The organism is Novosphingobium anseongense (assembly GCF_037482895.1).
In the GTDB taxonomy this organism is placed as follows: domain Bacteria; phylum Pseudomonadota; class Alphaproteobacteria; order Sphingomonadales; family Sphingomonadaceae; genus Novosphingobium; species Novosphingobium anseongense.
The window spans coordinates 325,760-347,459 of the sequence record NZ_JBBHJZ010000003.1; the positions used below are offsets into that span (position 1 = coordinate 325,760).

A 21,700-nucleotide genomic window follows, 5' to 3' on the forward strand; every position below is an offset into this window, starting at 1 on the left:
CTCTCCTGCTTTTTTGGGGACGCCTCGGGCGTTTGTGCAGGATCAACGCGGGGACCGTGGGCTCGTTCCGGCAATTCGCCGTATTTCCGCGAGAGGTCTCAGTCTGAACCAGCTTCCGACACGGCCCGGCGCAGATCGGTGACGAGCGCGGCATAGGCTTGATCGGCCGCCTCGCGATCGGGCTGCCGCAGGATGTAGGACGGATGGTAGGAGGCGATCCCCAGGCCGTGTGCCAACGGCAGCGCCTGCTCGCGCAGAGCGCCGACCGCGCCCGCTTTGCCGGTCACGCCGCGGATCGCGCTGGCGCCGAGCATGACCGTGGCCTTGGGGCGCAGCAGGCTGATCTCCTGATCGAGCCACCACTTGCAGGCCGTGATCTCGCCCGCGGTGGGCGACTGGTGGATACGCCGCTTGCCGCGCTGGACGAATTTGAAATGCTTGACCGCATTGGTCAGCCAGATCCTTCCTCGATCGATTTCCGCCTCGGCCATGGCGCGTTCCAGCACTTGGCCGGCAGGACCCACGAAGGGATGACCCTGTCTGTCCTCCTCGTCGCCGGGTTGCTCGCCGACGATCATGATCCGCGCATCGCTGGGTCCTTCGCCGAACACGCATTGCGTTGCGTCTTGGTACAACGGACAGCGACGGCAGGCCTGGGCCTCCTCGCGCAGGCCGGACAGGGTGATTGCGCGCTCAGGCTCGGCCACGACCTGCGCGGTCATGGTCGCCTCGCGCGCCTGGGCACCGGCGATCAGCGGCGCGATAAGCTCTGCCTCGGGCATGTTCTTCCAATACTTGCGCGGCATTTCCTTGAGCATGGTGCCAACCTTGAGACGCGCCGGATTGAAGATCGACGCATAGTAGGCCTTCCACACCTCTTCGAGGACGTCGCCGTCGGGAGCCTGCGAACGATCGGCGCCGGGTCCTTCCTGCAGGTTCGCTCCGTCCCAGTGCAGCGAGACATCGGGCGTCAGGATCGACCAGCGCATCGCCGCGAAGCGGCGGACGAAGAAGCCGACATTGGCGCGGACGATGTGATGCTCGGGCTCGAACCAAGCGACGAAGGCGCCGTCCAGCTCGCGAAAGCGCACGAAGGCGCGCATCTTGTGAATGTCACGGCGCACGGCCTTGGCCAGCATCTCGATCCGGCGGACGAGCGGATCGGCGTGATCCTCGATCAGCCCCGGCTTGGCGCTCAGCCGCACGAGCAGGCGATAGAGCAGCGCGAAGCGCTCGGGATCGCGGTGGAGCGCGGCGGCTCGTGCCAGCTCTACGAAAGCCCGCGAAACGCGCAACTCGCTGACGGGCGGCGGGGGCAGGGGGAGAGCATCGGCGAAAAGCTCTCCGACATGTTCGCCGACCTGCCATATCACCACATCGGGCGACACATCCGCGCCGGCAAGGCGGCGCGCGGCATCGCGCCAGCCGTCGAAATCATCCTCGGCCGCCAGCCGCACGGTCAGGAAACGCGCACGGCTGGCGGGAGCGGGTTTACTCGCGGGCGTCACCGGGCATTTCTGCGGCAGCGCGCTCGAGCTCGCGTGGCTTGCGCGTCTCGAACACCTTGGCGATGCGGTCCTCGGCCTCCTTGGTCAGGCCCTTGGCCGCGGAGGGAAACATCTCTTCCTCTTCCTCGTCGATGTGGTGGAGATAGCGGTGGCGCATCTCCTTGAACTTCACGAGCCAGCCGCTCGAGCTCATGTCCATCTCGACGAGTTCGCCGAGCATGTCGTCGACCTCCTTGTGTTCGCTGACCGAATGGCGTGCATCCTCGCGCAGGTCGGGCAGACCGAGCATCGTCGCGTAGAGCGACTCCTCCTCCGCCGCGGCATGCGCCTGCAGCTCCTGGCGCAGCGTCTCGAACAGCGTCTTGCGGTCGTCGCTCGCACCCTGGGTCTCGCCCAGATCCTCGAGCAACTTGCGCTGGCGATCGTGGTCTTTCTTGAGATCGGCAAAGATACGGGCTTCGGCCATGACTTTTCTCCTGAACTTGGCTCATGCGAGCTTTGCTGGGATCAACGGATCAGGCGGCGAAAAGTTCGAGCTGCTCGGCGGGCGGCGCGAGCCGCGTGCGCAGGTCGGCGCGGTCGACCAGCGCAACGGGGCGCCAGTCTGCGGCCGTGATGAAAGGCCGGACCTTGGCAATCGACTGCGTCAGCCGACCGACGTCCTCGAGCCGCAACTGGCGGTGACGCCGGGCCGACAGGATCGTCTTGACCGCCTTGGTGCCGAGCCCGGGGACGCGCAGCAGGCGTTCCTTGTCGGCGCGATTGACGTCGACCGGGAAGCTGTCGCGGAACTTGAGCGCCCAGGCAAGCTTGGGATCGATGTCGAGCGGTAGCATGCCGCCCTCGGTCGCGGCGCCCACCTCCTCGGCGCGAAAGCCGTAAAACCGCATCAGCCAGTCGGACTGGTAGAGCCGATGCTCGCGCAGCAGCGGCGGGCGCTTGAGCGGCAGCACGGCGCTGGCGTCGGGGATCGGCGAGAAGGCCGAATAGTAAACGCGGCGCATGCCGAAGCTGTCGTAGAGTCCCGAGGCGCTGGTGATGATCTGGCTGTCCGTCGCGGCATCGGCGCCGACGATCATTTGCGTGGACTGGCCGGCGGGCGCGTAACGCGGCGCCGACTTGTACCGTCGGCTGGCATCGTGCGCATCGACGATTGCCGATTTCATCCCCGCCATGGCCGTGCTGATCCGCGTCGCCGACTTCTCGGGTGCGAGCCGCTTGAGCCCGGCCACGGTCGGCAATTCGACATTGATCGAGATGCGATCGGCATAGCGACCCGCGGCCTCGATCAGCGCGGGATCGGCGTCGGGGATCGTCTTGAGGTGGATATAACCGTGGAACTGGTGCTCCTCGCGCAGCAGCCTCGCCACTTCGACGATCTGCTCCATCGTGTAGTCGGACGATTTGATGATGCCCGAGGACAGGAACAGCCCCTCGATATAGTTGCGTCGGTAGAAGCCGAGCGTAAGCTGGACGACCTCTTCGACGGTAAAGCGCGCGCGGCGAACGTTCGAGCTCTTGCGATTGATGCAATAGTGGCAATCGAACACGCAGACGTTGGTCAGCAGGATCTTGAGCAGCGAGATGCAGCGACCGTCGGGTGCATAGGCGTGGCAGATGCCCATGCCTTCGGTCGAACCGATACCACCGCCGCGCGAATCGCGTTTGGCCGTGCCGGAGGAGGCGCAGGAAGCATCGTACTTGGCCGCGTCGGCCAGAACTTCCAGCTTCTGTTTCAAAGACATATGGGCCATTGGTTCTTCATATGTTCCTGTCGGCCTTTTGTCCAGCGGCTGACAACTCTTTCCTCGTTCATGCGTTGCAGCCTCATGCTGGACAGAGTTTCGCGACCGCGCCTGACCTTCGTCGATGACAGCGCGCCGGGCATCACCCGACGCCTGCTGCGCGGGAAGTGGGTGTATTTCGATCCGCTGGGTGAGCGCATCAACGATCCCGATGAGGTGGCGCGGCTCAACCGGATCGCGCTGCCGCCAGCCTATCGGGATGCCTGGTATGCGCCCAAGCCGAATGCCCATTTGCAGGCGACGGGATTCGATGCGCGCGGGCGCAAGCAGTATCGCTATCACGCGGACTATCGGCAGGAGCGCGAGGCGCGCAAGTTCGAGCTTTGCGCGCCTTTCGGGCGGGCTTTGCCCAGGTTGCGCGCGCGGGTGGCAGAGGATCTGGCGATCCGCGGCCTGACGCGCGACCGCGCCGTTGCCTCGGTCCTCGCCTTGCTCGACACGGGCATGATCCGCGTTGGCAACGAGTGTTACGTGCGCGAGAACAAGAGCTACGGCGCTACGACCTTGCGCAATCGCCATGCCCGAATCGAGGGCCGGCTGCTGCGGCTGCGTTTCCGCGGCAAGTCGGGCAAGCAGCAGGAGATCGCCTGCACCGACGCTGCGCTGGTACGCTGCGTACGCAAGATGCAGGACCTGCCGGGGCAGCACCTGTTCCAATATGTCGATCCCGAAGACGGCAGCGCGGTTCCGGTCGATAGCGCCGAGGTCAACGACTACCTGCGCGAAACGATGGGTGAGGAGTTCACAGCGCGGAACTTCCGCACCTGGACGGCCTCGGCTCTGGCGTTCGGAATGCTGGTGGAAGAGCTCGACGTTCCGCTCAAGACCATGCTTGCCGCGGTGTCCGAACGGCTGGGCAACACGCCGGCGATCGTACGCAAGTCCTACATCCACCCGGCCGTTACCGCTGCGGCCAAGGGCGAGGCGCCGATTGCCGAGCTGCCCCCGCAGCTGCCGCGCAAGACGCAGTGGTTGAGCCGGGTCGAGCGTGGATTGCTCGATTTTCTGGAAAGCCCGCGCGCGATGGCCGCGCTGACGGCGAGTTAGAGGCCGAGCTTCCGGATCACGCCGGCAACGTCGCTCGCGGTATAGGGCTTGGTCACCACCGGCACCTCGACCAGATCCTTGGCGAGTTCCGGAAATTCGTTATAGCCACTCGCGAAGATAAACGGCGTTCCGCGGGACAGAAGCGTCGTTGCGATTTCCTCGCTGGTCTCGCTGCCCAAATCGATATCGAGTAGCGCGAAAGTAATCGGATGGTCGGCGATCAGTTTGAGCGCACTTCGAACCGAGCCGCAGACATGACAATCTTCATAGCCGAGGTCGCGCAGGATTTCCTCGGCCTCCATGGCGATGATCATGTTATCTTCGACGACGAGCGCCGTCCGCGGAATTTCTGTCATCTGTCCCGTACCCGATCGATCTATATTTCTCATCTTAGACCGCAAGAAAAGTTCACAATGCGGCAGAAAGCGCGATTCGTGCGATCGGCGGTGGATACCCCGCTGGCGAACCAATCACACCCTGGGCGTGCGACATTTTGCGGCGATCAGGATGCCCGCAGGCCTATGGCGCCCCCGCTCGGGTGGCACCTTTGCCTATGTTCACCATAGCACATAGTTATGCGCTGTCTGTCCACTTGTGTGCATTTTCTGGAACTTTTCCTTGGCTGTGCCGTTCGCCCGAGATGGGGTTTTAGTTTGGCGTGAAGAGGTTAGGGGATGCTGGAGGGCAGCAATCTGCTGGGTGCATTGCGGCAAAAGGATCGCGCCCTGCTCAAACCGTTCGTTACCGAGGTTCAGCTTTCTGCAGGCGAATCGATTTACGAGCCCGGTGAAGTCGTGCGTCACGCCTATTTTCCGCGCGATGCGGCGCTCGCGGTGTTTCTCGTGACTATGGAAAACGGCGAAGTCGTCGAAACGACGATGGTCGGGCGCGAAGGTGCGCTCGGCGGCATCGTCAGCCAGGGACGGGTGCCCAGCTATGCGAGGTCCTGCGTGATGCACGAGGGCAGCTTCTATCGCATCGCCTCGTCCGATCTCGCGCAGCTCAAGGAGCAGTCGCCGCAGATCCGCCAGCTCTTCGCGCGCTATGCCGATTGCATGATGGCGCAGGTCTTCCAGGCGGTTGCCTGCAACGCCACGCACACGATCGAGCAGCGCGCGGCCAAGTGGCTGAGCGCGGCGATGGAACGCACCGGCGAGTCCGAGATCACGATGACTCAGGAACAGCTCGCGGCGATGATGGGCATCGGGCGATCCTATGCCAGCCGCGTCGTGCAGCGGTTCAAGGCCGATGCCATCATCCAGACGCGTCGAGGCGGCCTCAAAGTGCTCCAGCCAGAGGCCTTGCGCGCGCGTGCCTGCCAGTGCAACGAACTGGTCAAGGAGCACTTCGAAGCCGTGCTGGCTGGCGTATATCCCGAGGGTTAGAGGCCGGGTACGGTCTGGCGCCGCAGGAAGCTGCGGTCGAGTTCGCCAAGGTTGGTCACCCCGACCATGGCCATGGCGGTGCTGATCTCTTCCTTGAGGATTTCGATCGCGCGCGCGGCGCCGGCCTGGCCGCCCGCGCCCGCGCCGTAGAGCGTCGCCCGGCCGATCATCACCGCATGCGCGCCGATCGCCATGGCCTTGAGCACGTCGCTGCCACGGCGCACGCCGCTGTCGAAGATCACGGTCATGCGGGTGCCGACGGCATCGACGATTCCGGCGAGCACCTCGATCGAGGCGGGCGAGGCGTCGAAGGTGCGGCCGCCGTGGTTCGAGACGATCACGCCATCGACCCCGTGATCGGCTGCCGCGATGACATCGTCGACATTGAGCATGCCTTTGAGCAGCAGCTTGCCGGGGAAGCGGCGCTTGAGTTCGGCCACGTCGTCCCAGCTCACCGACGGCGAATTGGTCACGCGCCCGCCGCTGGCGGCGACTTCCGCAGGATAGTTGGCGAACTTGGGCAGGCCGCCGTTCAACATGTAACGACCGAGCACGGTGGTCATCCAGCCGGGCTTCTGCATGATCGACCAGGCGAGCAGCGGATTGGCCTTGATCGGATTGGCCATGCCGTTGCGCTTGTTGAATTCGCGGTTCGGCCAGATCGGCGTGTCGACCGTGATGATCAGTGCCTCGGCGCCGAGCTGCGCCGCGCGGTCGACCACCTGCCATGACAGGTCACGGCGTTCCCAGAGGTACATCTGCTGCCAGAAGCCGGCGCCCGACCGGGTGATGTCGGCGATCGTCTGAACGCTCGTCGTCGAACTGGTCGCGAGACTGAACGGCAGGCCCGCCGCCGCGGCCGCGCCGGCTATCGCGCTCTCTCCGCGGAAGCAGGCAAGATCGGCGATGCCCGTCGGCGCAATGATCAGCGGCGAGGGGCGTTTCTTGCCGAACAGCTCGATCGACAGGTCGCGTGTCGAGACGTCGCGCAGGGTGCGCGGATCGAACTTGATCGCGCGCAGCGCAGCGTTGTTGTGCGCGGTGAGGATGTCGTCCTCGGTGCCGCGCTCGATGAACTCCCAGATCGCCTTGGGGAGATTGCGCTTGGCCTGATCGCGCAGGTCCCAGATGTTGTAGGCCGGCTTCACGCTGTCATCCCCCTCGGTCGCGATCAGCCCTGGCCGTCCTGCCAGGTGCCTTCGATCTGCTCGATGCCGAGCGTCTCGATCGTATTGCGGATGCCCAGGATGTCGAGTGGCAGCTCGCCCGCGGCGATGCGCGCGCGAATCTTGACCTCGTTGGCGGCGCGCGCCTCTGCGCCGGCCACGGTCGCGGCCAGCAGCGCCAGCGGGATCACGACGACGCCGTCGGCATCGCCACAGACGATATCGCCCGGCTCGACCAGCACGCCGTCCGCCACCACGGGCACGTTGACCGCGGCGGGGCCGCGCTTTTCGGGCTGTTCGACCGAGACGTGGGTCGACCAGACGGGGAAGCCCAGGTCGCGGATCGCATCGGTGTCGCGGCAGGCGCCGTGAACCACGGCGCCGGCGACGCCCTTCTTGACCGCGAAGCCGCAGGCGACGTCGCCCCAGAGCGCGCCCTGGTGACCGCCGCCGTTGGTGAAGACCAGCACGTCGCCGACCTGGGCGGTGTCGAGCGCGATGTGGATCGCGAGGTTGTCGCCGGGGAAGTTCCACGCCGTGATTGCGGGGCCGCAGAGCTTCTGGCCGGGTGCGATCGGGTTCATGGCCGGACTCATCAGGCTCATCCGACCCGCAACGAGGCCCAGCGCGCCGTGGAGATCGGCGACGCCAAATTCGGCTGCGCGCGCGAGCAGTGCCGGATCCGGGCGGGGTATCTGGCGATAAATGACGGACTTTTGCGGCTTCACGAGAGGGCCTCCGGATTCAGCAGCGTCGCAGGGCGCTCGCCGCTCAGGATCGTTTCGATTACTTGCGCGCAATGCAGCGCCATGTGCTTCATGCTCGCCTCGGTCACGCCGGCGACATGCGGGCCGAGTACGATGTTGTCGAGCGCGAACAGCGGATGATCGGCCGGCGGCGGCTCGGCTTCGAACACGTCGATCCCCGCGCCGCCGATCGTGCCGGCCTTGAGCGCATCGGCGAGTGCGGACTCGTCGATGATGCCGCCTCGGCTGGTGTTCACGATTACCGCGCCGGGCTTCATCTTCGCGAGCTGGTCGGCGCCGATCAGGTTGCGCGTGCCATCGGTTAGCGGCACGTGGATCGAAATGACGTCGGCCCAGGCCAGCAGTTCGTCGAGGGCCATCGGTGCGGCGCCAGCCGAGGTGACGTCCTCGGCCGAGAGCATCGGGTCGTAGACGCCGAGCTCGGCGCCGAAGCCGGCGCCGCAAATCTTCGCGGTGAAGCGCGCGATCCGGCCGAAGCCGATCAGGCCGACGCGGGCTTCGGTCAGGTCCCCCAGCCGCGTCTTCCAGCGCTCGTTCCAGCGATCCTCGCGCACGACCGCGTCCATCTCGCGCACGCGGCGCAGCACGGCGAGCATCAGGGTCACCGCGCCTTCGGCGACGGCGGTCGAATTGTTGCCGCCCGGCGTGTTGCAGACGAGGACGCCGCGCTGGCTCGCGAACGGGATCGGGATGTTGTCGACCCCCGCGCCGTGCTTCACGATCGCCTTGAGCCTGGGCATTCGCGCGATCAGCCCCTCGGGCAGCACGGTCGTGCGAATGACGATGAAGCTGGTGTCCTCGATGCGCGGATCCGTCACACCCTGTTCCGGGGTGATGACATCGTGCTTGGCGCTGATGGCCTCGGTGCCCGCAGGATGGATCGGATCGAGGATGTAGACGATTTCTCCCGACATGGTCACGCCAGCTCCAGCTTCTCGCGCAGCGTCTTGCCGAGGTATTCGGTCGGATAGACGCCGCGCTTCTGCAGGATCGGCACGACCTCGTTGACGAAGTCGTCGACCGACACGGGCATGATGTTGGGGGTGACGTTGAAGCCGTGGCAACCCGTTTCGCGCCAGATCGTCTCGATCTGATCGGCGACCTGTTCGGGGCTGCCGACGAACTGCGGCATGCCCACGGCGAGACCCCAGCGGATCGCGACATCGCGCAGGGTCAGCGGCTTCTCGCCGACGATGTTCGAGAAGGCCTTCATCAGTCCCTGCGAGCCCTGCGTCTGCATCTCGGCCAGCGGCTGGTCGAGCTCCATGCCGCTGAAGTCGACGCCCATCGTGCCCGAAAGCCGCGCGATCGCGCCCTCCAGGGGGATGCGCTCGACGATGTCGTTCAGCTTCTTCCTGGCCTCTTCCTCGGTCCCCGCGATCACTGGCTGAATGCCGAAAGTGACGCCCGGCGCCGGCTGGCGGCCGAGCGAGGCGGCGGTGGCATTGAAGTCGGTCATGAACTTCTTCATGCCGGGAATGTTCGGCTGGATCGCAAAAACCACATCGGCGTGCTTCATCGCGAAGGCCTGGCCGCGGCCCGACGAGCCGGCCTGGAACAACACGGGGCGGCCCTGAGGCGAGGGCAGGGCGGGCGCAACGGTGTTGCAATTGAAGTATTTGCCCTGGTGGGCGATCTTCGCGACCTTGCTCGGATCGGCGAAGACGCCGCTGGCCTTGTCGGCGATCACCGCGCCTTCGCCCACGCTGTTCCACAGCGCGTAGCAGATCTCCATATACTCTTCGGCACGGTCGTAGCGTTCGTCGTGCGGCAGTTCGGTCAGGCCATAGGCGCGGTGCTCGCCGCGCAGGTGGCCGGTGACGATATTCCAGCCGACGCGGCCACCGCTCATGTAGTCGAGCGTCGAGAGCTGGCGGACCACCGAATAGGGATGATGCGGTCCAGTGGAGACCGTGGCGGCAAGGCCGAGCTGTGTGGTCGCTCCGGCGATCGCGCCGAGCAGGGTCACCGGGTCCATCGTCGGCCAGCAGACGCCATAGCGGATCGCGTCGTCCATCCGATCCTCGTAGCGGTCGAACACGCCCGGCGTGTCGGCGAAGAAGATCGCGTCGAACAGGCCGCGCTCGAGCGTCCTGGCCATGTCGATCCACAGGCTCATGTCGCCCAGTGCCTTGAGTCGATTGTCGTCTGGGTGCGCCCAGGACAGTACGGTGTGGTTGATCGGGGAATTGATCTGGAAACTGACCAGATGAATGTATTTGCCCATTGCCTGTCCTCTCGCCCGAGTGGCCGAACGTATCCGATCCGTGCCCGGTTCTAGCCGGGGCTTGAAAGCTCTTCCACCGCCGGGCAACTCATAATAAGCGCCGTATGCGACAAGAATCACTGATGGTGCCTATAGGCTGCAGCAAGGCCGTGTGCATCCCTTTTGTGACAGGAGAGGTAAAAATGTATCCTATTTCCCCGAGCGTCGACGCCGAGGTTTTTGCCGAAATCCCCGAGGCGCTCAGCTATGGAAGCCGAAAGTCGGACTGGGCCTCGGTCCAGGTGCATGGCAATGCCACGCCGACCTTCCTGGAGGGACCGTGCTTCGATGCCGCTGGCGATCTCTGGGTCACCGATATTCCCTGGGGGCGCGTTCTCAAGATCGCACAGGACGGCACGGTTTCGGTCGGAGCCGAGTACGACGGCTATCCCAACGGGCTCAAGTTCCTCGCCGACGGCACGGCGCTGATCGCCGATCTCAAGAACGGCCTGATGAAGTTCGATGCGGCCAAGGGTACGGTCGAGCCTTATCTGACACGCCGCCTGCTCGAACCGTTCCGCGGCTGCAACGACCTCTGCGTCGCCCGGAATGGCGACGTCTATTTCACCGACCAGGCGCAATCGAGCCTCGCCGACGCCTACGGCCGGGTCTATTGCCTGCGCGCCGCGACGGGTAAGCTCGACCTCGTGCTCGACAAGATTCCGAGCCCCAACGGCCTCGTTCTCAACAAGGCCGAAAACGCGCTCTATCTCGCGGTCACGCGCGCCAATGCGATCTGGAAGATCAACTTCAACGCCGATGGCTCGACGGGCAAGGTCGGTCTGTTCATCCAGCTCTCGGGCGGCCACGGCCCAGACGGCATCACGATCGACGAGAACGACGGCCTGGCCGTCTGCCACGTCGGCATGGGCTCGGTCTGGCTGTTCGACGCCTGGGGCGAGCCGACCTTGCGGATCAAGTCGCCCAAGGGCCGGATGACCACGAACCTCGCCTATGGCGGACCCGGCAACCGCACGATCTACTTCACGGAATCGTCGAGCGGGACCGTGCTCAAGGCCGAGGTGCCGGTGGCGGGGCGCCGTTTGCTCTGACCACATTGGGGCGGCGTGCCTCCGGAGGTGTCCGAAAGCACGCCGCGAAGATCAGAAGGTGGCGCGGATGCTGACGCCCACCTCGATACCCAGCAGTTGCGCAGAGGCGTCGTCGCCGACCGCGGCCATGTCGAGGGGCGAATAGGTGGCGATCTGCGTCAGGGCGCGAACGCTCTCGAGCGCGGGTTTCGCCCAAGCCAGATCGGCGTGGAATCCCTGAACGAAGGTCTGCCAGCCCGCGAGGCGCGGATTGCCTTCGAACGAGCGCGTCGCCAGCGCCTTCGCGAGCGCATCGGACATGACCTTGGCCATGCCACGAGCCACGGCCTCCTTGAAGACAAGCGCCGCTTCTTCCGGGCTAGCGGCTGCCTGGACGGCCTCGGGCGCAAAGTTGATCGTCATGCTGGTTCCCCTGTCTTGCGTGATGCCTGCGGGACAGCAGCGGCCGCCGCATGCGCCGAGGCCGCGACAATTTCTGCCCGAAGTCGCGGCCCGTCGCCGCGCGATGGATCGGTTCCGGTCCGTACTCGGCTTGACGCGATGCCGAATGTGGCGGCCGCGCGGCGACAAGGGTCGATATGGATACAATATTTATAATAGACATCACTGTTGATTATAAGATATGCCGTTCGCGAGCCAATCAATGGGAGCGAACATGACCTGTCTGAAAACCAACGTCCCTGACGCCGCCACGCTCGACATCCCTGCGCTCCGTGAAAAGTATGCGGCCGAGCGCGACAAGCGCATGCAGACCCGCGGGCAGGAGCAATACGTCAAGGTCTCGGGCGAGATGCAGGATCTCTACGCCACCGACCCGCACCGCGACATCGAACCGCGCGAGCCGATGTTCGACGAACTCGACGTGCTGATCCTCGGCGGCGGCTTCTCGGGGCTGCTTGCGGCCTATCACCTGACCCAGCAGGGCGTGACGAACTTTCGCAACATCGACCATGCCGGTGACTTCGGCGGCGTCTGGTACTGGAACCGCTATCCGGGCATCCAGTGCGACAACGACGCCTATTGCTATCTGCCGCTGCTCGAAGAGACCGGCTGGATGCCCTCGAAGAAGTTCTCCGACGGCGCAGAGATCTATGCCCACTGCAAGCGCATTGCCGAGACTTTCGGCTTCGCCGACAAGGGCGTGTTCCACACGCTGATCACCTCGCTCAAGTGGGACGATGCGATCGGCCGCTGGCGCGTGGGCACCAACCGCGGCGACGAGTTCCTTCCGCGCTTCGTGGTCATGGCCTGCGGCGTGCTCAACATGCCCAAGCTGCCCGGGATCAAGGGCATCGACAGCTTCAAGGGCAAGATGTTCCACACCGCGCGATGGGACTACGACTACACTGGCGGCAGCCACGCAGCGCCCGTGCTCGACAAGCTCAAGGACAAGCGCGTCGCCATCCTCGGCACGGGCGCGACCGCGGTCCAGGCGGTGCCCTACCTCGCGAAGTACGCCAAGCAGCTCTACGTCATCCAGCGCACGCCCTCGAACATCGACGAGCGTTCGAATCCGCTGACCGACCAGGAATGGGCCGCCTCGCTCGAACCCGGCTGGCAGCGCGCGCGCCAGGACAATTTCCACCGCGCGGCGATGGAGTTCTTCGCGCCTGGCGAGCCCGACCTGATCTGCGACATCTGGACCGAGATCGCGCGCAACATGCAGGCCGAGCTCGATGCCGAGGGCTATCCCGAACTCAGCCTCGAGGAGTTCATGGCCCGCCGCGAGGTGATGGACTACCGCGTGATGGAGCGCATGCGCCAGCGCGTGGAATCGATCGTGACCGACAAGGATACGGCCGAGGCACTAAAGCCCTGGTTCCGCTTCCTCTGCAAGCGGCCGCTGTCGAACGACGAATACTATCCCGCGTTCAACCAGCCCAACGTCAAGCTGATCGACGTCTCGGCCACCCAGGGACTCGAGGCGATGACCGAGAAGGGCTTCCTCCACAACGGGGAGGAGATCGAAGTCGACTGCATGATCTTCGCCTCGGGCTTCGAGGTGACCAGCGATCTCGAGCGTCGCTGGGGCATCCCGGTGATCGCGGGGCAGAACGGCCAGTCGCTCTACGATCACTGGCGCGACGGCCCGCTGACCCTGCACGGCACGATGACCAGCGGTTTCCCGAACCAGTTCTTCATGGGCTACATCCAGGGCGGTCTGAATTCGAGCGTGACCGAGATGATCGGCCGCCAGGGCGAACACATCGCCCATATCGTCGCCACCGCCCTGGCGCGCGGCGCCGACGTGGTCGAGACCACCCGGGAGGCGCAGGATGCCTATGTCGCGCGGTTCGAATCGATGGAGCCCGATAATTCGGCCTTCGCGCTCGAATGCACGCCGAGCTATTTCAACAACGAGGGCGAGGCCAAGCCCAAGTGGGCGCTGTTCCGCCAGTGGGGCCCGGGCTGGCACGATTTCCAGGCGATGCTCCAGGCCTGGCGCGACCAAGGCGATCTCGAAGGGCTCAGTGTGCGCAGCAGGGTTTTGGCCGACTGATCGGGCTGGGGACGCCGCCGTCGCCGGCGGCGTCCTCGACGTCACCGGGCTCGTTAAAAAAAGAATGACTGTTCATTCTTATTGAGCTAGAGGCGTTTCACCGGGGCTGCCGTGCTACCGCCCGGCCGCTCGTCGGTTTCCTCGACGGGCGATCTGCGATAGGACGGCAGGCACGTTTGTGATGCGGAACGCGAGGCGCCAAAGCCCTGCGGCCGGGGTTGGAAGTGGAGAAAATCGTGAACGAGCTGTCGAAGATCGAGCCCGAAAACATCAAGCCAGAGATCATGGATCGCGAGGTAATGGTCACCTATCCGACCGAGGCGTTCCTCTCGAAGGACTATCTCGAGGCGGAGAAGACGCTGCTATGGCCCAAGATCTGGCAGATGGTGGAGCGCGAGACCGACCTGCCCAATCCCGGTGACTGGATGACCTACAACGTCGCCGAGGAATCGGTGATCGTCCTGCGCAAGGACGACGGCAGCCTCAAGGCTTTCCACAACGTCTGCCCGCACCGCGGCCGCCAGCTCGTCTCGGTGCCCGACATGATCCCCAATCCGCACAGCGTCCACAAGGACCACGTCCACGACGTGCGCGGCAACAACCGCAAGAGCTTCGTCTGCGGCTTCCACGGCTGGACCTTCGATCTCGACGGCCAGAACACCTACATCCTCGATCCGCAGGACTGGGGCGAGGGCGGCCTGACCAAGGAGATGACCTGCCTGTCCGAGATCAAGGTCGATACCTGGGGCGGCTTCATCTACATCAACATGGATCCCGACAGCATTTCGTTGAAGGAATGGATGGGCCGCGCCGGAGAGATCCTCGACCACTTCGATCTGGCCGGCATGCATTACAAGTGGCGCCAGTGGGCGATCTATCCGTGCAACTGGAAGACCGCGATCGAGGCCTTCCTCGAGCCCTACCACGTCGCCGGCACGCATACCCAGTTGCTCGCCTATGGCGATTACTACGCGCTGTCGAAGCAGTACGGGCTGCATTCGGTGTCGAGCTACGACACGCGCGAGAGCAAGTTCAAGATGGCCGAAAGCGCCGGCACGACCCGCGCCGGCAAGGGCGACGATCCGCGCGTCTCGACTTACGAACTGATCAAGGAAAACTACGAGACGGTGAACTTCTCGGCCTCGACCGAGACGCTGGTCAAGGCCGCGAGCCGCCTCAAGGACGAACTGCCCGAGACCGCGACGGCGCAAGAATGCATCGCGCACTGGATCAAGTCGGCCAAGGCCGATGACGCGGCGCGCGGCGTGATCTGGCCCGAGGTCCCGCCCGAGATCAAGGCCGAGGGGGGGCTCGCCTGGGGGCTCTGGCCCAACCAGAACATCCTCCACGGTGAAACCTTCGCGCTCTGCTATCGCGTTCGCCCCTATGGCGACGATCCCAACCAGTGCGTGTTCGAGAGCTACGCGCTCGAGCGCTTTCCCGAAGGCGAAGCGCCCGAGACCGAGTGGACCTATGCCGAGGCGACGGGCGAGAACTGGGGTTCGGTCCTGGCGCAGGACTTTTCGAACATGGAATTCGTCCAGAAGGGCATGAAGTCGAGCGGCTTCCGCGGCCCACTGCCCAACCCGCACCAGGAGCAGAAGGTGATCAACCTCCACCGCAACCTGGCCGACTGGATGGAAGGCCGCGGCGCGGTGACGCTGGTTCACAAGAACTGAGCGGCAGGACAGGCGCTGCGCGCAGCGCCTGTCCTTCGGCCCCCGCGGCGTCAAACGAATGTGCGCGCAAACCGTGGGGGTGGCGGACTCGACTGCAGCCTTGGAGTCGAGCCCGCGCAGTATAAGTAACGCCAAAATATCGAGAAAGTTCTAACGCGTGCCTCTCTGAGGCGCGCGTTTTGACCGTTATCGGCGCATTTCTGCGGGTTCAGGCCACGCCTTTTCCGATGCCGCGTTCGAGGAAGGTCCGGGCGATCGCCGCGACCTCTTCGGCGGAATCGTCCTCCGACCAGATGCTGTATCGAAGGCCGAGGAACACGTTCATTCCCATGATCGCCCAGGCATGCGCCTCTTCGAGGCCACCGCGGAAGGCGCCGCTATCCTCGCCGCGCTTGAGGCGATCGAGAATGCGTGCCGCAGTCGATTCGTAGTGGTTGCGATAGCTGCCCGGATCGACGAATTCGGCTTCGTCGATGATGCGATAGACCTCCTTGTGCTCGCGGGCGAAGCGCAGGAAGGCGGTCAGCGCGACCTCCTCCGTATCGAACGGCGCCAGCGGCGGGCCAAGCGCCTGACCGACGGTGGTCCGAACGCGGTCGCTGAGATCGTTCACCAGCGCGCGGAAGAGTTCATCCTTGCTGTCGAAATAGGTGTAGAATGTGCCGAGCGCAGTGCCCGCCCGGCCGGTGATGCCCGTGACCGAAGCTTCGTGAAACCCCTTCTCGCCGAATTCGATCGCCGCCGCGTCGAGCAGTTTGCGCAGCGTGCGGCGCCCCCGTTCGGTGCGCGGCGTCTTGCCGGAAGCTCCGTCTGCGGGGGTTTCTGGTGTGCTCATAAGGTGACAGCTAGACGCTAACCGCGCATGAGGCAAACTCAATATTGAAAGTTGGTTCAACTCTCAATATGCTTTCCGAAACTGGAAACAAATCCGGGGAGGATAATCGATGCGCATGTCGAGCTGGCTGAAAAGCAGCGCGGGTTCCGTTGTGGTGTTGACCGTGATCGCGGGTGGTCTCGTGCCCGTCGCGGCCCAGGCGCAGGCCGAGGCTGCGACCGAGGTTCAGGACAGCGGCGACGCGATCGTCGTGACGGCCCGCCGGCGCGAGGAGCGCCTGGTCGACGTGCCGATCGCAGTCACGGCCTTCAGCAGCGAGGCGCTGGCGAAGAGCGGCGCGATCGACATCACCGACATCGGCCAGACCACGCCCAACACCACGATCGAGGTTTCGCGCGGCTCGAACTCCACGCTCAGCGCCTTCATCCGCGGTGTCGGCCAGCAGGATCCGGTCTCGGGCTTCGAGCAGGGCGTCGGTCTCTATCTCGACGACGTCTATCTCAACCGCCCGCAGGCGGCGGTGCTGGACATCTACGATGTCGATCGCATCGAGGTGCTGCGCGGGCCGCAGGGCACGCTCTATGGCCGCAACACGATCGGCGGCGCGGTCAAATACGTGACGCGCGCGCTCCCGCAGGATGCTTCGCTCCGGATCAAAGGCACTTACGGCACCTATGACCAGGCCGACGTGATCGTCACCGCCAGCGCCCCGATCAGCGACCTGATCCGCGTCGGTGCATCGGGCGCGCGGCTCTCGCGCGGCGGCTTCGGCCGCAATCTGACCAACGGCCTCGAGAACTACAACAAGGACGTCTGGGCCGCGCGCGGCACGCTCGAGATCGGCGGCTATGGCGAGCCCGTGCTCATCCGCATCTCGGGCGACTATACCAAGGACAAGAGCAACCCGCGTGGCGGTCACCGCCTGATCCCGTCGCTGCGCACCAATGCCCCGGTGCTGGCCAACGTGTTCGACACGCGCGGCGGCCTCAACGATCCCAAACAGGACATCGAGGCTTACGGTCTGGCGATGAACGCCACCGCCGAACTCAGCGACAATCTGACGCTGCGATCGATCAGTGCCTGGCGCAAGGACGATTCGGCCACGCCGATCGACTTCGATGCGCTGCCCGCCGTCGACGTCGACGTGCCCGGTTTCTATCGCAACGAGCAGTTCAGCCAGGAAGTTCAACTGCTTTACGACAGCGACAAACTGAAGGGCTTGCTCGGCTTCTACTATCTGACCGCGACCGCCGACACGCTGTTCGACGTGCGCATCTTCAACACCTTGGCCGGACTCACCGCCTTCACCGAGGCGGACGTCGATACCGAGACTTATGCCCTGTTCGGCGATTTCACCTACGATTTCTCCGAGCAGTTCAGCATCTCGCTCGGCGGTCGCTACACCTGGGACAAGCGCACGGCGCAGATCCTGCGCCAGAACTATCTCGGTGGGGGCTCGCCGGTCTTCGGCGGCGCGGGGACGGCCTTCGGCGCGCCGAGCACGAATTTCCGCGGTGAACGCGAGTTCAAGAAATTCACGCCGCGCGCCTCGATCAGCTTCAAGCCGACACAGGATCACACGCTCTACGCAAGCTTCTCGCAGGGTTTCAAGGGCGGTGGCTTCGATCCGCGCGGGGTCGGCGCCAATGCGCCCGCCGCGATCCCTGGCCGCCCGACCAACGACGAGGTCGCGGCCTTTCTCAGCTTCCGCCCGGAGAAGGTCGACAGCTACGAGGTCGGCTACAAGGGCAGCCTGGCCGACGGGGCGATCAACATCGCCCTGGCCGGCTTCTATGCCGACTACACCGACGTCCAGATTCCGGGATCGGTTGCCTGTACGGTCAGCGGTCTGCCGAGTTTCTGCGGCGTCACCTCCAACGCCGGCAAGGCGCGCTTCCAGGGCATCGAATTCGAGGGCCGCGCTCGCCTCGGCCAGGATCTCGCGACGGCCGGAGATCGACTGACCCTGGGTGCGACGCTCGGCTACGTCGACGCTCAGTTCAAGCGTTATATCACCAACATAACCGTGGCCGGCGTGCCGACGCCGACCGACGTCGCCGCCTTCCGCCGCGTGCAGAACACACCGAAATGGACCGCCAGCGGCACGCTCGGCTATTCGGCGCCGATCGGCGAGGGTGAACTCTCGCTCGGCACGACGGTTTCCTATCGCAGCAAGACCTATCAGTTCGAGATCCCCAATCCCTATATCGACCAGCCCGGCTTCACGCTGTGGGACGCGAGCATCGTCTATACCGCGCCCGAAAAGCGCTGGAGCCTGGGCGTGTTCGGCAAGAACCTGACGAACAAGCGGTACAAGACCTCGGGCTACACCTTCGTGGTGGCCGATCCGCGGACCGGCGTTATCACCAACGGCGCCAATGGCCTGCCGCTGCCGGCGCTGGGCACCGAGGGGACGCTGACGGCCTTCTACGGCAATCCGCGCCAGGTCTTCGTCACCGGCACGCTGAACTTCTGAAGATGACCGCGCCGGCACCTTTCCACCCGCACCGCTATCGCAGCGCCTGCGGCCGGCTCGAGCTCTATGCCCGAGTCTACGAGGGCGAGGGGCCGGCCCTGTTGCTGATGCACGGCCTGACGCGCAACAGCGCCGACTTCGAGCCGCTCGCTGCGCATCTGGCGGGACGCTACCGGCTGGTCGTTCCTGACCAGCGCGGCCGCGGGATATCGGCCTACGATCCCGATCCCGACAACTATCGGCCCGATGTCTACGCGGCCGACATGTTCGCGCTGCTCGACGATCTCGGCATTGCGAGTGCCGGGCTGATCGGCACCTCGATGGGCGGCCTCATGGCGATGATCATGGCGGCGACCCAACCGGCTCGTGTGCCGGCGATGGTACTCAATGACGTCGGGCCGCGGATCGAAGCGGCCGGGCTTGCGCGGATCCAAGGCTATGTCGGGCCCACCGGCGATGCTGCCGGCTGGGCTGAAGCCGCCGCGCGCTGCGCCGCGATCAACGGCGCGGCCTTCCCGGATTTCGCCGAGGCCGACTGGCTCGTTTTCGCGCGGCGCACCTGCGCAGAGACGCCCGAAGGCCGGCTCCGCCTCGCCTATGACCCCGCCATTGCCGCGAGCGTGAAGGGCGATAACCCCGCGACCGTGCCACCCGATCTCTGGCCCTTGTGGGACATGCTCGCGGCCTTGCCCGTGCTCGTGATCCGCGGCGCGCTGTCCGACCTGCTCTCGGCCGAGACCGTCGCCGAGATGGACGATCGCCATGCCGGGCCTTTCGCGGCGGTGTCGGTACCGAAGCGCGGGCACGCGCCGATGCTCGACGAGCCCGCGGCGCTCGCGGCGATCACGCGTTTCCTCGAAGAGCACCTGGGCTAGGTGTCGCAAACCACGCCCTCCGCGACCCTGCCGGCGCGCCCGAACGTCGTTTTGGCGATGCTGTTGCTCGTCTACGTGTTCAACTTCGTCGATCGCCAGATCCTCGCGATCCTCGCCGGTTCGATCCAGCGCGATCTCCACTTGTCCGACGGCCAGATGGGGCTGCTCGGCGGGCTCGCCTTCGCGCTGCTCTATTCGACGCTCGGCGTGCCGCTGGCCTGGCTCGCCGATCGCACGAGCCGGTCCTGGGTGATCACCGTGTCGCTGGCGCTGTGGAGCGGCTTCACCGCGCTTTGCGGCTTTGCCCAAGGGTTCTGGCACATCTTCCTCGCGCGGCTCGGCGTGGGCATCGGCGAGGCGGGTGGGGTCGCGCCGTCCTATGCGCTGATCGCCGACTACTTTCCCGCGCACCGCCGCGCTTTCGCGCTGTCGGTCTATTCGCTGGGCATTCCGCTCGGCTCGGCGGCGGGCGTGCTCGCCGGCGGCTACATCGCGGCGATGGTCGACTGGCGCGCCGCCTTCGTCGCGGTCGGTCTGGCGGGTATTCTGGTGGCGCCTTTGTTCAAGCTCACGGTCCGCGACGTGCCCAAGCCCGCGCTGACCGATGCCGAACCGGCGCCGCGTTTCCGCGTCATCGCCGGCACGCTCGCGCGCAAGCCCTCGTTCTGGCTGCTCTCGTTCGGCGCCGCGACGAGCTCGATGCTCGGCTATGGCATCGCCTTCTGGCTCCCCAGCCTGCTTCAGCGCAGCTTCGGCCTGAGCCTGGTCGAGGTCTCGCACTTCATCGGCGCAATGCTCCTGCTCGGCGGTGTCGCCGGCATGCTGCTCGGCGGCTGGCTCGGCGATCGCCTGGGCAGCGGCGACCGCGCTTTCCTCGCCTATCTCCCCGCGGTGGCCTTCGTCATCGGCGTGCCGCTGTTCGCCGCGGGCATCTACAGTTCCGATGCCCGGCTGGCCTTCGTGCTGTTCCTTGTGCCGCAGGCCATGGCCTATGTCTGGCTCGGTCCGGTGCTCTCTGCGGTCCAAATGCTCGTGCCGCCAGCGCAGCGATCGACGGCTTCCGCGCTGTTCCTGCTGATCAACAACCTGATCGGCCTGGGCGGCGGCATCTTCGCGCTCGGCGCGCTGTCCGAGGCGCTGACCCCGACCTACGGTCAGGACGCGTTGCGCTATTCGATGCTCTATTCGCTGGGGCTCTACCTGGTTTCGGCCGTGCTGATGACGCTCGCCGGACCGCGTTTGCGCCGGGATTGCGCCTAGGCGGGGCGAATAAGCCGCTGAAATAGCGAACCATCGCGCGCTGGCCGCGTTGCACTCCGCATAGCTATCGGAGGCCCGCGATGACGAAATTCGGATACAAGCTGATGACCGAGGAGCATGGGCCCAAGGCGCTCGTGGCCAATGCCGTCCTTGCGGAAAAGGCGGGGTTCGACTTCATCTCGGCCTCGGATCACTTTCATCCCTGGCTCGAAGCGCAGGGTCACGCGCCCTTCGTCTGGTCCGTGCTCGGCGCGATCGCGCATGCCACCGAGACGATCGGCATCACCACCGGCCTGACCTGTCCGATCATCCGCTATCATCCGGCGATCATCGCCCAGGCCGCGGCGACGGTGGCGCTGCTCAGCGACAACCGCTTCACTCTGGCCGTGGGCGCGGGTGAGCGGCTGAACGAGCATGTCACCGGTGCGGCCTGGCCTTCGGTCCCGGAACGGCATGCGATGCTGGGCGAGGCCGTCGATATCTTCCGCGAGCTCTGGCATGGCGGCGTCAGCACTTATGTGGGCGCCTATTTCACGCTCGATCATGCGCAACTCTACGACGTCCCGGAAAGACCGATCCCGGTGGTACTGGGGGTCAGCGGTCCAGAATCGGTCGAACTGGCGGTCGAGATCGCCGACGGCATCATGACCACCTCGCCCCAGGCCGAACTCGTCGAAGGCTTTCGCAAGGGCGGCAAGGAAGGCCCGGCCTATGCCGAGGTGGCGCTGGCCTATGCCGCGACCGAGGAAGAGGGGCGCAAGATCGCGCACGAGCGCTTCCGCTTCTCTGCCTTCGACTGGTCGGTCAACAGTGAACTGCCGACCGTCGCAGGCTTCGAGGCCGCGACCAAGCATGTCCGACCTGAAGACCTAGCCGAGACGATCCCCGCGGGCCCCGATCCGCAGGTTCACCTCGCCGCGATCAGGAAGTATCTCGATGCTGGCTTCGATCACATCGTTCTGACCGGCATCGGCGACGATCAAGAAGGCTTTACGTGCTTTTTCAAGGAGAAACTGCTGCCTGAACTCAAGCGGGGCACCTGAACCCTGTCTAGCCCTGGAACCCCCGCCACATCCTGA

General features: G+C 65.2%; 19 protein-coding genes. 9 read left to right on the forward strand and 10 right to left on the reverse strand.

All coding sequences use genetic code 11. From position 1 onward, the window contains the following. Positions 1-98 precede the first annotated feature (98 nt). From WG901_RS15560 to WG901_RS15570, 3 genes are read right to left on the reverse strand one after another with little or no spacing between them, the layout of a single operon-like run. Positions 99-1,508 (reverse strand): UdgX family uracil-DNA binding protein, encoded by a 1,410-nt coding sequence (locus WG901_RS15560; protein ID WP_339588012.1) that lies wholly within the window; start codon positions 1,506-1,508, stop codon positions 99-101. Next, a complete protein-coding gene (locus tag WG901_RS15565; RefSeq protein ID WP_339588013.1) occupies positions 1,492-1,974 on the reverse strand; it encodes a hemerythrin domain-containing protein in 483 nt (160 codons plus the stop codon). Before WG901_RS15565 ends, WG901_RS15560 begins: the two co-directional genes overlap by 17 nt. A gap of 49 nt (positions 1,975-2,023) precedes the next feature. Further along, the gene (locus tag WG901_RS15570; protein ID WP_339588014.1) at positions 2,024-3,262 is read right to left on the reverse strand and encodes a putative DNA modification/repair radical SAM protein; all 1,239 of its coding nucleotides are present in this window, start codon (positions 3,260-3,262) and stop codon (positions 2,024-2,026) included. Positions 3,263-3,337: 75 nt separating this feature from the next. Between WG901_RS15570 and WG901_RS15575 the strand changes: the two genes are divergently transcribed. Continuing rightward, on the forward strand, positions 3,338-4,360 hold the full coding sequence (locus tag WG901_RS15575) for a DNA topoisomerase IB (RefSeq protein WP_339588015.1): 1,023 nt from the start codon (positions 3,338-3,340) through the stop codon (positions 4,358-4,360). Here the strand turns inward: WG901_RS15575 and WG901_RS15580 are convergent. Beyond that, positions 4,357-4,674: a response regulator gene (locus WG901_RS15580; protein WP_339588016.1), complete on the reverse strand. Its 318-nt coding sequence runs from the start codon at positions 4,672-4,674 to the stop codon at positions 4,357-4,359. The two genes, WG901_RS15575 and WG901_RS15580, sit on opposite strands and share 4 nt — an antisense overlap. 360 nt (positions 4,675-5,034) lie before the next feature. On the opposite strand from WG901_RS15580, the gene WG901_RS15585 reads away from it, so the two are divergent. Continuing rightward, positions 5,035-5,745 carry a Crp/Fnr family transcriptional regulator gene (locus tag WG901_RS15585; RefSeq protein WP_339588017.1) on the forward strand — a complete coding sequence of 237 codons (711 nt, stop codon included), beginning with the start codon at positions 5,035-5,037 and terminating at the stop codon, positions 5,743-5,745. On the opposite strand, the gene WG901_RS15590 is transcribed toward WG901_RS15585, so the two are convergent. The 4 genes from WG901_RS15590 to WG901_RS15605 are packed head-to-tail and all read right to left on the reverse strand — an operon-like array spanning position 5,742 to position 9,905. After that, positions 5,742-6,893, reverse strand: a complete 1,152-nt coding sequence (locus WG901_RS15590) for an alpha-hydroxy acid oxidase (RefSeq protein WP_339588018.1) — start codon at positions 6,891-6,893, stop codon at positions 5,742-5,744. The two genes, WG901_RS15585 and WG901_RS15590, sit on opposite strands and share 4 nt — an antisense overlap. A 23-nt stretch (positions 6,894-6,916) precedes the next feature. After that, positions 6,917-7,639, reverse strand: a complete 723-nt coding sequence (locus WG901_RS15595; protein ID WP_339588019.1) for a 4-carboxy-4-hydroxy-2-oxoadipate aldolase/oxaloacetate decarboxylase — start codon at positions 7,637-7,639, stop codon at positions 6,917-6,919. Then, positions 7,636-8,592, reverse strand: coding sequence for a hydroxyacid dehydrogenase (locus WG901_RS15600; protein WP_339588423.1), 957 nt, complete (start codon positions 8,590-8,592; stop codon positions 7,636-7,638). Before WG901_RS15600 ends, WG901_RS15595 begins: the two co-directional genes overlap by 4 nt. Before the next feature lie 2 nt (positions 8,593-8,594). Then, complete coding sequence (locus WG901_RS15605; RefSeq protein WP_339588020.1) at positions 8,595-9,905, reverse strand: NtaA/DmoA family FMN-dependent monooxygenase; 1,311 nt, start codon at positions 9,903-9,905, stop codon at positions 8,595-8,597. 182 nt (positions 9,906-10,087) lie between these two features. Here WG901_RS15605 and WG901_RS15610 point away from each other — a divergent pair, with 182 nt between their 5' ends. Then, positions 10,088-10,996, forward strand: a complete 909-nt coding sequence (locus tag WG901_RS15610) for an SMP-30/gluconolactonase/LRE family protein (RefSeq protein WP_339588021.1) — start codon at positions 10,088-10,090, stop codon at positions 10,994-10,996. A gap of 51 nt (positions 10,997-11,047) precedes the next feature. Here WG901_RS15610 and WG901_RS15615 read toward each other — a convergent pair whose 3' ends face one another. Then, complete coding sequence (locus WG901_RS15615) at positions 11,048-11,398, reverse strand: hypothetical protein (RefSeq protein WP_339588022.1); 351 nt, start codon at positions 11,396-11,398, stop codon at positions 11,048-11,050. A gap of 253 nt (positions 11,399-11,651) precedes the next feature. Between WG901_RS15615 and WG901_RS15620 the strand changes: the two genes are divergently transcribed. After that, positions 11,652-13,496 (forward strand): flavin-containing monooxygenase, encoded by a 1,845-nt coding sequence (locus tag WG901_RS15620; protein WP_339588023.1) that lies wholly within the window; start codon positions 11,652-11,654, stop codon positions 13,494-13,496. A 236-nt stretch (positions 13,497-13,732) separates the two neighbouring features. Further along, complete coding sequence (locus tag WG901_RS15625; RefSeq protein ID WP_417603244.1) at positions 13,733-15,175, forward strand: aromatic ring-hydroxylating oxygenase subunit alpha; 1,443 nt, start codon at positions 13,733-13,735, stop codon at positions 15,173-15,175. Between the two features lie 208 nt (positions 15,176-15,383). On the opposite strand, the gene WG901_RS15630 is transcribed toward WG901_RS15625, so the two are convergent. After that, a complete protein-coding gene (locus WG901_RS15630) occupies positions 15,384-16,010 on the reverse strand; it encodes a TetR/AcrR family transcriptional regulator (protein ID WP_339588024.1) in 627 nt (208 codons plus the stop codon). Positions 16,011-16,125: 115 nt separating this feature from the next. Between WG901_RS15630 and WG901_RS15635 the strand changes: the two genes are divergently transcribed. From WG901_RS15635 to WG901_RS15650, 4 genes are all read left to right on the forward strand, one after another. Further along, positions 16,126-18,486 carry a TonB-dependent receptor gene (locus WG901_RS15635; protein ID WP_417603247.1) on the forward strand — a complete coding sequence of 787 codons (2,361 nt, stop codon included), beginning with the start codon at positions 16,126-16,128 and terminating at the stop codon, positions 18,484-18,486. Between the two features lie 2 nt (positions 18,487-18,488). Continuing rightward, positions 18,489-19,361: an alpha/beta fold hydrolase gene (locus tag WG901_RS15640; protein WP_339588026.1), complete on the forward strand. Its 873-nt coding sequence runs from the start codon at positions 18,489-18,491 to the stop codon at positions 19,359-19,361. Positions 19,362-19,418: 57 nt separating this feature from the next. Further along, positions 19,419-20,621 (forward strand): spinster family MFS transporter, encoded by a 1,203-nt coding sequence (locus tag WG901_RS15645; protein WP_339588425.1) that lies wholly within the window; start codon positions 19,419-19,421, stop codon positions 20,619-20,621. Positions 20,622-20,701: 80 nt separating this feature from the next. Then, entirely contained in the window at positions 20,702-21,664 is a 963-nt protein-coding gene (locus WG901_RS15650) for a TIGR03557 family F420-dependent LLM class oxidoreductase (protein ID WP_339588027.1), read from the forward strand. Positions 21,665-21,700: the final 36 nt, after the last annotated feature.